At 60.9% G+C, this 14,025-nt stretch carries 11 protein-coding genes; 4 read left to right on the forward strand and 7 right to left on the reverse strand.

The features are described from left to right. Nucleotides 1-221 precede the first annotated feature (221 nt). The gene (gene tcdA / locus ACVDHI_RS19930; protein WP_447212449.1) at nt 222-1,058 is read left to right on the forward strand and encodes a tRNA cyclic N6-threonylcarbamoyladenosine(37) synthase TcdA; all 837 of its coding nucleotides are present in this window, start codon (nt 222-224) and stop codon (nt 1,056-1,058) included. A gap of 21 nt (nt 1,059-1,079) precedes the next feature. Here tcdA and ACVDHI_RS19935 read toward each other — a convergent pair whose 3' ends face one another. Continuing rightward, nucleotides 1,080-1,514, reverse strand: a complete 435-nt coding sequence (locus tag ACVDHI_RS19935; protein ID WP_041214128.1) for a SufE family protein — start codon at nt 1,512-1,514, stop codon at nt 1,080-1,082. Nucleotides 1,515-1,527: 13 nt separating this feature from the next. After that, nucleotides 1,528-2,748 (reverse strand): aminotransferase class V-fold PLP-dependent enzyme, encoded by a 1,221-nt coding sequence (locus ACVDHI_RS19940; protein WP_447212450.1) that lies wholly within the window; start codon nt 2,746-2,748, stop codon nt 1,528-1,530. A gap of 152 nt (nt 2,749-2,900) precedes the next feature. Here ACVDHI_RS19940 and rep point away from each other — a divergent pair, with 152 nt between their 5' ends. After that, on the forward strand, nt 2,901-4,913 hold the full coding sequence (rep, locus tag ACVDHI_RS19945; RefSeq protein ID WP_043155654.1) for a DNA helicase Rep: 2,013 nt from the start codon (nt 2,901-2,903) through the stop codon (nt 4,911-4,913). On the opposite strand, the gene ACVDHI_RS19950 is transcribed toward rep, so the two are convergent. The 5 genes from ACVDHI_RS19950 to ACVDHI_RS19970 form a co-directional block, all read right to left on the reverse strand. Next, complete coding sequence (locus tag ACVDHI_RS19950; RefSeq protein WP_050498260.1) at nt 4,900-7,203, reverse strand: putative bifunctional diguanylate cyclase/phosphodiesterase; 2,304 nt, start codon at nt 7,201-7,203, stop codon at nt 4,900-4,902. The two genes, rep and ACVDHI_RS19950, sit on opposite strands and share 14 nt — an antisense overlap. Nucleotides 7,204-7,287: 84 nt before the next feature. Continuing rightward, on the reverse strand, nt 7,288-7,740 hold the full coding sequence (locus ACVDHI_RS19955) for a c-type cytochrome (protein WP_039041132.1): 453 nt from the start codon (nt 7,738-7,740) through the stop codon (nt 7,288-7,290). A gap of 219 nt (nt 7,741-7,959) precedes the next feature. After that, entirely contained in the window at nt 7,960-8,985 is a 1,026-nt protein-coding gene (gene tdh, locus ACVDHI_RS19960) for an L-threonine 3-dehydrogenase (protein WP_010672427.1), read from the reverse strand. An 89-nt stretch (nt 8,986-9,074) separates the two neighbouring features. Further along, the gene (locus tag ACVDHI_RS19965; RefSeq protein WP_039041133.1) at nt 9,075-10,265 is read right to left on the reverse strand and encodes a glycine C-acetyltransferase; all 1,191 of its coding nucleotides are present in this window, start codon (nt 10,263-10,265) and stop codon (nt 9,075-9,077) included. A gap of 183 nt (nt 10,266-10,448) precedes the next feature. Then, nucleotides 10,449-11,093, reverse strand: a complete 645-nt coding sequence (locus tag ACVDHI_RS19970; protein ID WP_052815559.1) for a TetR/AcrR family transcriptional regulator — start codon at nt 11,091-11,093, stop codon at nt 10,449-10,451. 154 nt (nt 11,094-11,247) lie between these two features. Here ACVDHI_RS19970 and rfaD point away from each other — a divergent pair, with 154 nt between their 5' ends. Further along, nucleotides 11,248-12,207 carry an ADP-glyceromanno-heptose 6-epimerase gene (gene rfaD, locus ACVDHI_RS19975; RefSeq protein ID WP_039041134.1) on the forward strand — a complete coding sequence of 320 codons (960 nt, stop codon included), beginning with the start codon at nt 11,248-11,250 and terminating at the stop codon, nt 12,205-12,207. Nucleotides 12,208-12,256: 49 nt separating this feature from the next. Further along, a complete protein-coding gene (locus ACVDHI_RS19980; protein WP_143238262.1) occupies nt 12,257-14,020 on the forward strand; it encodes a polysaccharide deacetylase family protein in 1,764 nt (587 codons plus the stop codon). Nucleotides 14,021-14,025: the final 5 nt, after the last annotated feature.

Consider the following 14,025-nt stretch of genomic DNA (forward strand, 5'->3'; position numbering starts at 1 on the left):
GCGGTAGTTCAGTCGGTTAGAATACCGGCCTGTCACGCCGGGGGTCGCGGGTTCGAGTCCCGTCCGCTCCGCCACTACTTAAAAAGCCCAGTCTAACGACTGGGCTTTTTTTCGTTCCCGAGACCGCACCTATTTCCCCTCACATCAACACCGCCATCATCCGATCATCGCCCCTGAGAGAGGTTGCCGCTATAATGGCCGCCCTCAAGCAAGGTGGTGGTATGAAAGCAGAGTATCTACAGCGATTCGGGGGCATTGCCCGTCTTTATGGCCAGCGTGCCCTTGGCTCCTTCAGCCAGGCGAAAGTCTGCGTGGTCGGGATCGGTGGCGTCGGCTCCTGGGCGGCCGAGGCGCTGGCTCGGGCCGGCATCAACCAGATCACTCTGATCGACATGGATGATATCTGCATCACCAACACCAATCGCCAGATCCATGCCATGCAGGGCACGGTCGGCCGTCTCAAGACGGAGGTGATGGCCGAGCGCATCCGTGCCATCAACCCGGATTGCGAGGTGATCGAGGTGGATGACTTCGTCACCGCCGACAACCTGGGCGAGCATATCAAGCGGGAGTTTGACTATGTGGTGGATGCCATCGACTCGGTCAAGGCCAAGGTGGCGCTGATTGCCTTCTGCAAGCGCAACAAGATCCCGGTGATCGTGGCGGGCGGTGCCGGCGGGCAGATGGACCCGACCCAGATCACCGTGGCCGACCTGGCCAAGACCATTCAGGATCCGCTGGCCGCCAAGGTGCGCTCCGACCTGCGCCGACTGCACAACTTCAGCAAGAATCCGGCGCGCAAGTTCGGGGTGGAGTGTGTCTTCTCAACCGAGCAGCTGAGTTATCCGGATGGCAATGGCGGCACCTGCCAGGCCAAGGCGGCCAGCGACGGCAATATGAAGATGGATTGCGCCTCCGGCTTCGGTGCCGTGACGCCGGTGACGGCCACTTTTGGCTTGGTTGCCGCGTCCCGGGTATTGAAGAAGATTGCCGAGCGCGGGTCCCGTGCCGAGAAAGAGGCTGGAAATGAAGACACAGGGTCGATTGGTGAAGCATGATCGACCACTGAACAAGGTGGATTAGACGGCTTGCTGCCGGATAGCCAAGACGATTGCCCTGAGCCCGTTGCCTCGCGACGGGCTCAGGTGTTTCTCGAGCCCCAATTCACTGAAATAGGCATCCATATCAAAAGCCTGGATAGCGTCGGCACTCTGATGATTGAGTGCCGCCAGTACGATGACAATCAGACCGCGCACGATGCGGGCATCGGAATCGCAAGCAAAGTGCCAGTTACCATCCTCACCTTTCTCCCCTTTCAACCAAGCCTGGCTCTCACACCCCTTGAGGCGAAATGCCTCCTGCTGCCATTCGCCGGGCAGTGCAGGCAGCAGTTTGCCGAGCTGGATGATGAGTCTGTACTGGTTCTCCCAGCCGTTTGCTGCCGCAAACTGCTGACGGATGCTATTTGCATCGGGCTCAACGCCTATCCGGGTATAGGTTGCGAGGCTGTTCATTGGATTGTCTGCCTTAGAAGAAGTCACGGAGTTTGTGCAGGGCGGCCAGCAGGGCGTCGACATCGTCCCGATTGTTGTAGCAGGCCAGCGAGGCGCGCATCGTGCCGCCGACACCAAGCGATTCCATCAGCGGCATGGCGCAGTGATGGCCGACCCGCAGGGCTATGCCCTGCATGTCGAGCAGGGTGGCGGCATCTTGCGGGTGGATGTCGTCCAGCAGGAAAGAGACCGCGCCGGCGCGCTGACCGGGTTCGCCGACCAGACGCAGCCCTGGCACCTGTTGCAGTCCGGCAACCAGATAGTCGGTCAGCGCCGCTTCATGGCTGGCCAATGAATCCTTGTCCTGCTCCATCACAAAGCCGATGGCTGCGGCCAGGCCGATGGCGCCGGCAATATGGGGGGTGCCTGCCTCGAATTTGAAGGGCAGGGTGTTGAAGGTGGTGCCGCTGAAGCTGACCCTGTCTATCATCTCGCCGCCGGCCTGCCAGGGGGGCATCCGCTCCAATAGCTCAGTGCGGCCCCACAGCACGCCGATCCCGGTCGGGCCATAGAGCTTGTGGCCGGAGAAGGCGTAGAAGTCGCAGTCGATAGCCTGCACATCCACTACGAGATGGGCCACTGCCTGGGCGCCGTCTATGAGGCTCAGGGCACCGACCGCCTTGGCCGCTGCCACCATCTCTTTGACTGGATTGACGGTGCCAAGGGCATTGGAGACGTGAGCCACGCTCACCAGTCGGGTACGTGGTCCCAGCATGGCGTGATAGGCAGCCATGTCGAGATCGCCCCGCTCATCGAGGGGGACGACCCGGATCACGGCGCCGGTGCGTTGGGCGACCAGTTGCCACGGGACGATATTGGCGTGGTGCTCCAGGGTGCTGAGCACGACTTCATCCCCCGCCCTCAGCTCGCTCATCCCCCAGCTCTGGGCCACCAGATTGATCGCCTCCGTGGTGCCACGGGTCCATATCACTTCGTGGCTGCGAGGGGCATTGATAAAGCGGGCAGCCGTCTTGCGGGCATCTTCGAAGGCGCGTGTGGCCCGGCCGCTCAGGGCATGGGCGGCGCGGTGCACGTTGGCATTGTCGGCCCGATAGTAGTGATTGATCGCATCCAGCACGGCTTGCGGTTTCTGGGTGGTGGCGGCGTTGTCCAGATAGACCAGAGGGTGGCCGTTCACCTCCTGCGCCAAGGCTGGAAACTGGCCGCGCAGCCGGGCGTGCTGTTGCTGATTCATGCTCCCCTCATATCATCTGGAAAAGTCGGCCATGATCCGGAAAATAGCGGTCAAACACAAGGCGCAGTGGCGGGATATTGCCTGCGGTTTCGGCTGCCTGCGGGATCTCTGTTACAATGCCGCCCCTCATCATAAGCCAAGAGATCCGGCCCATGAAGCTCAACCCCAATCAGAACGAAGCGGTCAAGTATGTCTCCGGCCCTTGCCTGGTGCTGGCGGGTGCCGGATCGGGCAAGACCCGCGTCATCACCAACAAGATTGCCTATCTGGTACAGCAGTGCGGCTACAACGCACGCAACATAGCGGCGGTCACCTTTACCAACAAGGCGGCGCGGGAGATGAAGGAGCGGGTCGGTCAGACCCTGGGTCGCAAGGAGGCGCGGGGGCTGATGGTCTCCACCTTCCACACTCTGGGGCTTGAGATCATCCGCCGCGAGCACAAGAGCCTGAACCTCAAGGCGAACTTCTCCCTGTTTGATGACACCGATCAGCTGGCGCTGCTGAAGGAGCTGACCGAGGCGGAGCTCGACAACGACAAGGACAAGCTCTCGGCCCTCATCAGCCAGATCTCCAACTGGAAGAACGACCTCATCCTGCCTGCCCGGGCCATGCGCATCGCCCGCGGGCCGGAAGAGGTGCTGATGGCTCAGCTCTACGAGCGCTACCACCGCCAGATGGTGGCCTACAACGCGCTTGATTTCGACGACCTCATCGTGATGCCGACCCTGCTGCTCAAGAGCAACCAGGAGGTGCGCGAGCGCTGGCAAAACAAGATCCGCTACCTGCTGGTCGACGAATACCAGGACACCAACACCAGCCAGTACGAGCTGGTGAAGCAGATCGTCGGCGAGCGAGCCCGCTTCACCGTGGTGGGTGACGATGACCAGTCCATCTACTCCTGGCGCGGGGCCAAGCCGCAGAACCTGGTGCTGCTGAACGAAGACTTCCCCAATCTGCGACTCATCAAGCTGGAGCAGAACTACCGCTCCAAGCGGCGCATCCTCAAGTGCGCCAACATCCTGATCGCCAACAACCCCCACGTCTATGACAAGGCGCTCTTCTCCGAACTGGACGAGGGGGTGAAGCTCAAGGTGCTGTTTGCCAAGAACGAGGAGCACGAGGCGGAGCGTATCGCCGCCGAGCTGATGGGCCACAAGTTCATGAACCGCACCCGGTTCAAGGATTACGCCATCCTCTATCGGGGCAACCATCAGTCGCGCATTTTCGAGAAGGCGCTGATGACCAACCGCATACCCTACCGTATCTCGGGCGGTACCTCATTTTTCTCCCGCACCGAGATCAAGGACATCATGGCCTACCTCAAGCTGCTGGTTAACCCGGATGAGGACACCGCCTTCCTGCGGGTGGTCAATCTGCCGCGCCGCGAGATAGGCCCCACCACCCTCGAAAAACTGGGCCAGTACGCCAACCAGCGTGGCAAGAGCCTGTTTGCCGCCAGTTTCGAGCTGGGGCTGGAGCAACACCTCTCCGGACGCGGTTTATCCGCCCTGCAGGCCTTCACCAACTGGCTGGTACGGCTCGGCGATCAGGCGCTGCGCGGCAATCCGGTGGAGGCGGTGCGGGACATGATCAAGGAGATCCACTATGAGGAGTGGCTCTATGAGACCTCCCCCAGTCCGAAGGCGGCGGAGATGCGGATGCAAAACGTCTCCACCCTTTATCGCTGGATCAGCGAGATGCTGGAAGGGGATGAGCTGGAGGAGTCGATGACGCTGGCTCAGGTGGTTACCCGGCTCACCCTGCGGGACATGATGGAGCGCAACGAAGGGGAGGATGAGGCGGATCAGGTGCAGCTGATGACATTGCACGCCTCCAAGGGACTGGAGTTTCCCTATGTCTACATGGTGGGCATGGAGGAGGGGTTACTGCCGCACCAGACCAGCATCGACGAGGACAACGTGGAGGAGGAGCGACGCCTCGCCTACGTGGGGATTACCCGGGCCCAGACCGAGCTGACCTTTACCCTCTGCAAGGAGCGTCGCCAGTTTGGCGAGTCGGTGCGGCCGGAGCCGAGCCGCTTCCTGCTGGAGCTGCCCCAGGATGACCTGGAGTGGGAAAACCAGAAGAAGGTGACGGCAGAGGAACGCCAGCAGAAGGGGCAGGTTGGTGTCGCCAACCTGCGGGCCCTGTTCAAGAAGGATTGAGGCCGGAAGGCTTGGCCTCTCGGGCGGCCTGACCCAGCAGAGGGGGAATATCGGCTCCCGGCAGCGGGGGGGAGATGTGGCGCCCCTGCCCGAGGGCGCAGCCAAGCTCGATGAGCTTTTGCAACTGTTGCTGATTTTCGATCCCCTCGACCACCAGGGTGAAGTCGAGGTCCTGGCAGATGTCCCGCATGGCGCGGATCAGCGCCAGATCCTTGGGTGAGTTCAACATGCGATGGGTGAAGCTGTCGTCCACCTTGATGTAATCCACCGGGAAGTGAAACAGGGCGTTGAGAGAAGAGAAGCCGGTGCCGAAGTCATCCAGGCTGACCTGGATCCCTTTCGCCCTCAGTTCATGCAAGGCTGTGAGGGAGTCGGCACTCTGCCGGGAGAGCTCGCGTTCGTTGAACTCAAAGATGAAACATGCGGGGATGACACCCTCCTCCTCCATGATGGTGAGCAGTTGCATGATCTGCTCGTGGCTGGCCAGGTGCTTGCCGGAGAGGTTGATGGCTATCCTGAAACGACCGACCCCGGAGGCGGGTTGCCAAAGCTTCAGTTGCTGGCAGGTGCGCTTGAGGATCTGGCGGTCCAGATCCTGAATGAGGCCGCACTGTTCCGCCAGAGGAATGAAGTCGAATGCATCCTTGAGCTCCCCTTCCTCCGTTATCCAGCGCGCCATCACCTCCAGTCCGACCAGGCGGCTGTCACACAGCCTGATCACCGGCTGGAAGTAGGGCACAATCCGCCCTTCCCGCAAGGCTCTGAAGAGCCGCTCTTCCGGTGACCCCGCCTGTTCGGTACAGGCCTCCGAATACATGACGATGCGGCTGCGACCGTTGCGCTTGGCCTGGTACATGGCGAGGTCTGCCTGGTGCAGCAGTTCACTGACATCGGCCGTTTGCTCCGTCACGCTGGCGACCCCCAGACTGACGGTGATGGTCAGTTCGTTGCCCTGGAGCCGGAACGGATGGCCGATACGGCCAATCAGGCGATTGAGCACGGGGCTGATGTCCTCTTCCCGCTGGCTGTTGTCCAGATAGATGACGAATTCGTCCCCTCCGAGCCTCGCCACCATGTCATTTTGCCGGATACAGCCTTGCAGCCTGCTGCCCAGCTCCTGCAGCAACTGATCGCCAGCACTGTGGCCCAAGGCGTCATTGACCTGCTTGAAGTGATCCACATCGACGAAGATCAGGGTGAAGCCGGCTGTCTGGTAGCGGCGGTAGCGGGTCATGGCATGATGCAGGTGATTCATCAGCAGCGCCCGGTTTGGCAACTGGGTCAGCGGGTCGTGCAGGGCATTGAACTGGAGCCGCCGCTCCAGCTCCTGATGATGCTTGAGCCGTTTCTGCAACCTCAGGTTGGTTTGGCGCAGCTGTTGGAGGCGCTGGTTGATGGACTCCTCCGAGTTGAGCTCATCGAGTTGCTGTCGCACTCTTTTGAGCTCCAGCAACAGGGTCAGCTGATGGCGCAGGAAATCGAGGAACAGCCTGTCATCGGTTTCCAGAGGCCGGGTCATGTTGAGGATGAGGTGGGCAAAGTATTGCTGCTGCTGGCGCAGGGGCAGGCTGTACCAGTAAAGTCCCTCTTCATGGCGCTCTACGCTGTTGGTGCTGTGGCACATGGCCCGAATGATGTCATCGTCGTATGTCAGGTGTGGTGGATAGAGTCGCTCCAGTCGCTGGTTTTCCAGCCGGATCAGCAACATGTCGCTGACCGAGAGCATCTGGCGCAACACAGCTTCCAACTGGGCAAACAGGGCATGCTGAGGCAGGTTGTGAGCCAGGCGCATGACTCTGCCGATCTTCTCGATTTTCTCCTGCCACTGGGGATCCCGCTGCATGAGAGGGGAGGCCTGCCCCGCCAGCTGGGTACCGGTCTGGGTTTCGTGCAGGCGTTTGGCCAGGCACTCCAACAGCAACCTCAGGGTGGGTGCCTGATCCGGGGTGCTGCGTGCCAGCAACCACTGCACGTCGATATGCTCCACAGGCTGCACACACCAGCCCTGACCTTCATCGAGCCGGGTGAGCTGTTCGGTGAGGCGAGGTTCTTCCCGTCCCAATTGTTGCTTGAACACGTCGGGAAGCTGATAGGTGTAGCGCCAGTTCAGCCCCCCGTCGGCCAGCCCCAGCATGGCGAAATGTTGCAGAGGGCAGAGTGTGTCCAGCAGACCGACCAGTCGGGCGTAATCCTCGGGGGAGGCAATGCCGGGGGCGGGAAAATCCATGATGGAGGAGACGACCGCCAGCAAGGAGTGCGAGTCTGGCGGTGTGGTGGGCTGAACTGACATGCAACACTCCCGAAAAAACTTACCTTCAAGCGTAGTCGGAAGTGATGGGATTGAAAGGGCTGCAAGAGGAGCCCTTTCAATTACTTAGAGCTTGTCGATCATGTAGTGAATGGCGTTCTCGATCTCTTCGTCACTGCAGGTGGCGCAGGTCCCCCGCGGTGGCATCATGCCAGCCTTGCCGGTGAAGCCTTCGATGGCGTGTTTGCGCAAGGTGTCGAATCCCTGGGCGATGCGTGGCTCCCAGGCGGCCTTGTCACCTCGCTTGGGGGCGCCGGCGGCACCGGTATCATGGCAGGCGAAGCAGGCACCCTTGAACACGGTCTCGCCGTCACGGGGGCCGGAGGAGGCTGCCGCAGGCGCGGCCGCGGCGGTCGCAATACCTTCCAGATCCTTGGCGGTATAAACCTGGCCAACCGGGGCAATACGCTCGGCGATGGCCTCTGTCGACATGTCATCGGCGGCAAGGACGGCGCCGGACAGAGTGGCAGCCGCCATCCCGGCAGCCAGCAAATAGCTCAGTTTTTTCAACACGCTCATGTACTCCCAGCAGGCTCTTATTATCCCCAGAAAACGACGGGATTATAACCGAATAGTTACAGCCATTTAAACGCTTGTGTGTGAAGTGTTAAGCAATCTGCAAACAAAGTGGTAGAGCGGGAAGGGGTGATCCCACATAAAAAAACCCGGCATGCGCCGGGTTTCGTGAGGCTGAACAAAATAGGGCGCGCTGATTGCCCAGGCGCCCCTCGCGTGTCGTCAATCCCAGTTCAGGATCACCTTGCCGGACTTGCCCGAGCCCATGGCTTCGAAGCCCTGCTGGAAGTCGTCGATGTGGAAGTGATGGGTGATGATGGGGCTGAGATCCAGGCCAGACTGGATGAGGCTTGCCATCTTGTACCAGGTTTCGAACATTTCGCGGCCGTAGATCCCCTTGATGAAGAGTCCCTTGAAGATCACCTTGCCCCAGTCGATGGCCATGGTGGAGGGAGGAATGCCGAGCATGGCGATTTTGCCGCCGTGGTTCATCTTGTCGATCATGTCCTGGAAGGCGCTGGGCACCCCGGACATCTCCAGCCCCACATCGAATCCTTCGGTCATGCCGAGATCTTCCATGACATCGGAGAGCTTCTCCTTGGCCACGTTGACGGCACGGGTGGCGCCCATCTTGCGGGCCAGTTCCAGCCGGTATTCGTTGACGTCGGTGATCACCACGTGACGGGCGCCAACGTGACGGCAGACGGCAGCAGCCATGATGCCGATGGGGCCTGCGCCGGTGATGAGCACGTCTTCACCCACCAGGTCGAAGGAGAGGGCGGTGTGCACGGCGTTGCCGAACGGATCGAAGATGGCGGCCAGCTCATCGGGGATGTTGTCCGGCAGCTTGAAGGCGTTGAAGGCCGGGATCACCAGGTATTCGGCGAAGGATCCCGGGCGGTTCACACCCACACCAATGGTGTTGCGGCACAGGTGGGTGCGACCGGCACGGCAGTTGCGGCAGTGGCCGCAGGTGATGTGGCCTTCGCCGGAGACGCGATCGCCGATGGCGAAGCCGCGCACTTCCTGGCCGACGGCGACCACCTCTCCCACATACTCGTGCCCTACCACCATGGGGACGGGAATGGTCTTCTGGGCCCACTCGTCCCAGTTGTAGATGTGCATGTCGGTGCCGCAGATGGCGGTCTTGCGGATCTTGATGAGCAGATCGTTGTGGCCGAGCTCGGGAGCCGGGACATCGGTCATCCAGATGCCGACTTCGGATTTGAGTTTGGAGAGTGCTTTCATGACAGATTCCTCACGGCGCCATGCCGGGTACAGAGGGTAATAAAATGGGGCCCAACCTTGGCCCCCGTTTTAATCAGCCAGCCATGTGATCAAATCACACCGAGCTCGCGACCGATGCGAATGAAGGCATCGATCGCCTTGTCCAGTTGCTCCCGGGTATGGGCGGCGGACATCTGGGTCCGGATGCGCGCCTGACCCTTGGGTACCACGGGGAAGGAGAAGCCCACCACGTAGATACCGGCGGCCAGCATGCGGCTCGCCATCTCGGCGGCCAGTTTGGCATCCCCCAGCATGACCGGAATGATGGCGTGATCGGCGCCGGCCAGGGTAAAGCCGGCGGCGCTCATGCGCTCGCGGAAGTAGGCACTGTTCTCCTTGAGGCGGGCACGCAGGTCGTGACCCTCGGCCAGCATGTCGATCACCTTGATGGTGGCCGAGACGATGGAGGGTGCCAGGGAGTTGGAGAAGAGGTAGGGACGGGAGCGCTGACGCAACCAGTCGATCACCTCTTTCTTGCCGGAGGTGTAGCCACCGGACGCGCCACCCAGCGCCTTGCCCAGGGTGCCGGTGATGATGTCGACCCGTTCCATCACCTCGCAGTATTCGTGGGTACCGCGGCCGTTCTCCCCGATGAAGCCGACGGCGTGGGAGTCATCCACCATCACCAGCGCGTCGTACTTGTCGGCCAGATCGCAGATGGATTTGAGGTCGGCGATGACGCCATCCATGGAGAAGACGCCATCGGTGGCGATCAGTTTGAAGCGGGCGCCGTCGGCATCAGCCTGCTTGAGCTGGGCTTCCAGTTCGGCCATGTCGTTGTTGGCGTAGCGATAGCGCCTGGCCTTGCACAACCGCACCCCATCGATGATGGAGGCATGGTTGAGGGCGTCGGAGATGATGGCGTCTTCGGCACCGAACAGGGTCTCGAACAGACCGCCGTTGGCGTCGAAGCAGGAGGAGTAGAGGATGCTGTCTTCGGTGCCGAGGAAGGCGGACAGCTTCTGCTCCAGTTCCTTGTGCTGGTCCTGGGTACCACAGATGAAGCGCACGGAGGCCATGCCGAAGCCGTGGCTGTCGAGTCCCTGATGGGCGGCGGCAATCAGGTCGGGATGGTTGGCCAGCCCCAGGTAGTTGTTGGCACAGAAGTTCAGTACCTGCTCGCCGCCCACCGCAATCTGGGCCTGCTGGGCCGAGGTGATGATGCGCTCCTGCTTGTATAGCCCTTCCGCCTTGACCTGTTCGAGCTGTTCGGTCAGGTGACGATAGAATCCGTTAGACATCCTCGGTCCTCATTGCTGTATCGACTGTGTTATCAGGATCCCGGGCCGTGCAACCCGCACGGTTCGGCGTCGTCACGGTCGCGACGAAACGCCGACAGACCCTAGAATGGGCAACATTTTACTGTAATCCCTGCGTATAAATTCAAATTTTTATGCTGATAATCAACAATTGTGAAACAGATCTCACCCGGCTGGTTGGGCCAGTTGGAGATAATGTTGCTCCAGTTGATGTATCTGGGGGGCCACTTGTGGCTGCACGTAGGGGCGCAGCAAAAACAGCACCCGCAAGACCCCCTGGTAGAGCAGGGGCTTGGTGATGCGGGTGGCCGGGGCCTGGGCGATCTGGAACGGGATCCAGCAGGTGACGACCATCTTGATGGTCTGACCGAGATCCGGCAGGTCTTCATCGCTGACGGCGATGATACCGCCTTCGCGCAGGCTTCTGAGCAGCGTCTCCACGGTGGCTCGGAGCTGCTCCTGTGCCTTGAGGTATTTCTGCTGCAGCAGCTCGTCGCGACTCAGGATGTCCGGCAGGTTCGCGTAGAAGAAGCGGAACTGCCACATCAAATAGAAGATGGCATCCAGGTAGCCCATCAGATCCTCCAGCCGGATCTCGCTGCTGCGGATCGGGGTGAAGCTGTCGCTCAGGTGGCGGGCGTACTGATCGAAGATGGAGTGGATGATGTCTTCTTTGTTTCTGAAGTGGTAGTAAAGGTTGCCCGGGCTGATGCCAAGGTGTGCGGCAATGTGGTTGGTGGTGATGTTGCGCTCGCCCTGATCGTTGAACAGCTCGGTGGCGCTGTGGATGATCCTGTCTCTGGTCTTCATCGCTGGTCCCTCTGCCGGGCCCGAAGGGGAAAAGTCATCGAGGTCGAATCCCCTTGCGGCCCGTGATAAACTTTTCGGCAATTTCAAATTGGCCCACTATACACAGCTTTAACAGGCAGTCACACGGGGCCACAACGTACGCGAGGCAAACTCCATGATCGTAGTAACTGGCGGTGCTGGCTTTATCGGCAGCAATCTGGTCAAGCAGCTGAACGCTCAAGGACGGACCGATATCGTGGTCATTGATGACCTGACCGACGGCACCAAGTTCGTCAACCTGGTCGACCTCACCATCGCCGACTACATGGACAAGGACGAGTTCCAGGCGCGGATCGTCTCCGGTGACGAATTCGAGGAGTGGGATGACGGCATCGAGGTGATCTTCCACGAAGGCGCCTGCTCCGCGACCACCGAGTGGAACGGCAAGTTCATCATGGAGGTCAACTACGAGTACTCCAAGGATCTGTTCCACTACTGCATCGAGCGGGAAATCCCCTTCATCTATGCCTCTTCCGCCGCGACCTATGGTGGGCGCAACGACAACTTCATCGAAGACCCGAGGTTCGAGCAGCCCCTCAACGTCTACGGCTACTCCAAGCAGCTGTTCGATCAGTACGTGCGTCGCTGGATGCCGGAGATCAACTCCCAGGTGGTGGGTCTCAAGTACTTCAACGTCTATGGTCCCCGCGAGCAGCACAAGGGCTCCATGGCGTCCGTGGCCTTCCACCTCAATACCCAGGTGAAGCAGGGTGACAATCCCAAGCTGTTCGAGGGCTGTGACGGTTTCCCGGATGGCGGCCAGATGCGGGATTTCATCTACGTGGACGACGTCTGCAAGGTGAACCTCTGGTTCTGGCAGAATCCGCAGCACTCCGGCATCTTCAACTGCGGCACCGGCCGGGCTGAGCCGTTCCAGAACGTGGCGGAAGCCGTGATCAGGCATCACCAGAAAGGCGCCATCGAATACATTCCCTTCCCGGATCACCTCAAGGGTCGCTACCAGAGCTTCACCCAGGCGGATCTCACCAAGTTGCGCGGCGTCGGCTATGACGGCGAGTTCAAGACTGTGGCCGAAGGCGTGGCCGATTACATGGCCTGGTTGAACCGGGCTTGATCCCCCTCTGGCGGGTGGCTCTGGCCACCCGTCGATCGGATGCGCTTGCATGAACATATTGATGGCTCTCTCCCAGCTCGAAGTGACGGGCGCGGAGGTCTATGCCACCACGGTCGGCAACGAGCTGACCCGCCGTGGCCACCAGGTTTTCTACGTCTCTGACACCCTGACCAAACCGACTCTGGGGCCGGTCTTTCGGTTGCGCTTCAACAAGCGCAGCATCCTGCGCCGCTTCTGGCACGTCTTCTATCTCATCTATCTGATCCGCAAGCACAGGATCCAGCTTGTGCACGCCCATTCGCGCGCCTCGGGCTGGAGCAGCTACGTCGCCTGCAAGCTGACCGGCACCCCCATGATCACCACGGTGCACGGGCGCCAGCCGGTACACGCCTCTCGCAAGGCATTCCATGCGCTGGGTTATCGGGCGGTGGCGGTGTGCGAGGATATCGCCAGCCAGATCATCGACAACCTGGGGGTGGACCCGGCCATGGTGCAGGTGCTGCGCAACGGTATCGAGACCGACAAGTTCCAGCCCGTGCCGATACCGGACAACGACAAACCGGTGATCGCCATCATTGGTCGGCTGAGCGGTCCCAAGGGGGAGCTCTGCTACCGGTTGCTGGACGAGGTGCTGGATCTGGAAGCCTGCCGGGTGCGCGTCGTCAGCGGCACCCAGGTGCCGGCGCGTTTTGCCCGTTTTCAGGACAAGGTCGACTTCGTCGGCTATGTGGACGATGTGCCCGCCCTGATGGCGGGCTGCGATCTGGTGATCGGTGCCGGTCGGGTGGCGATGGAGGCGCTGCTGTGCGGTCGTCCGGCGTTTGCCATCGGCGAAGCCAGGGCCATCGGTCTGGTGACGGAGCAGAATCTGGACGAGGCCCTCGCCAGCAACTTCGGCGACATCGGCCCCAGGGATCTGGCCATCGACTTTGCCGGGCTGAAGGCGCAGATCCCTTCGGCGCTGGCCTCCAAGGTGGTGCCAGACCCAGTGCGCCAACGGATCCTGCAAGAGTATGATTTGCAAGGCGTCGTGACCGGGCTGGAATCCGTCTATCAGGACGCCGTGGTCGAGACCCTGCGCCGGGAGATGCCGGTCATCATGTATCACCGCTTCATCGAGCACGAGAGCGAAAAGGGAGTGCATGGCACCTGGCTCCCGGTCGCCATGTTCGAGAAGCACCTCAAGCTGATGAAGTGGCTGGGCTACGAGACGCTGACATTTGCCGACCTGGCGGAGAACGGGTTCATCCACCGGCTGCAATACGGCAAGAAGTACCTGATGATCACCGTGGACGACGGCTATCGGGACAACCTCACCCGCATGCTGCCGCTACTGGAAAAGTATGGCTACAAGGCGGTGGTCTATGTGGTGACCGGTGAGGATCACAATCGTTGGGATGTGGAGCACCCGACTCACCCCGATACCCCGGTGACCCTGATGACCCCGGACGAAATCAAGGCGCTGGTGGCCTCCGGTCATGTGGAGATCGGGGGCCATACCCTGACTCACCCCCGCCTGAGCACGCTCCCCCCAGAGGAGCAGGCCCACCAGATCCAGGCCAACAAGGCCTGGCTGGAGCAGTTGCTCGGCCATCCCCTGATCTCGTTTGCCTATCCTTACGGGGATCTGAACGACAGTGCAAAAGCCCAGGCCGTTGCCGCCGGTTATCGCTATGCTGTGGCCACCAACAGCGGCCCCAGAGCCATGCACCGGGATCCGTTCCAGATCCGCCGGATCGCCATCTTCCCCCGCACCGACATGTTTGGTCTGTGGCGCAAGATCCGTGGCAACTATGTCTTCCGAAAAACCTGACAGGG

Source organism: Aeromonas sp. 25-248 (genome assembly GCF_053005425.1).

Coding starts and splice junctions, on each gene's coding strand:
- rep (WP_043155654.1), top strand. CDS start 2,901: ATGAAGCTCAACCCCAATCAGAACGAAGCGGTCAAGTATGTCTCCGGC.
- ACVDHI_RS19935 (WP_041214128.1), bottom strand. CDS start 1,514: ATGAACAGCCTCGCAACCTATACCCGGATAGGCGTTGAGCCCGATGCA.
- ACVDHI_RS19980 (WP_143238262.1), top strand. CDS start 12,257: ATGAACATATTGATGGCTCTCTCCCAGCTCGAAGTGACGGGCGCGGAG.
- rfaD (WP_039041134.1), top strand. CDS start 11,248: ATGATCGTAGTAACTGGCGGTGCTGGCTTTATCGGCAGCAATCTGGTC.
- tdh (WP_010672427.1), bottom strand. CDS start 8,985: ATGAAAGCACTCTCCAAACTCAAATCCGAAGTCGGCATCTGGATGACC.
- ACVDHI_RS19970 (WP_052815559.1), bottom strand. CDS start 11,093: ATGAAGACCAGAGACAGGATCATCCACAGCGCCACCGAGCTGTTCAAC.
- ACVDHI_RS19965 (WP_039041133.1), bottom strand. CDS start 10,265: ATGTCTAACGGATTCTATCGTCACCTGACCGAACAGCTCGAACAGGTC.
- ACVDHI_RS19940 (WP_447212450.1), bottom strand. CDS start 2,748: ATGAATCAGCAACAGCACGCCCGGCTGCGCGGCCAGTTTCCAGCCTTG.
- tcdA (WP_447212449.1), top strand. CDS start 222: ATGAAAGCAGAGTATCTACAGCGATTCGGGGGCATTGCCCGTCTTTAT.
- ACVDHI_RS19950 (WP_050498260.1), bottom strand. CDS start 7,203: ATGTCAGTTCAGCCCACCACACCGCCAGACTCGCACTCCTTGCTGGCG.
- ACVDHI_RS19955 (WP_039041132.1), bottom strand. CDS start 7,740: ATGAGCGTGTTGAAAAAACTGAGCTATTTGCTGGCTGCCGGGATGGCG.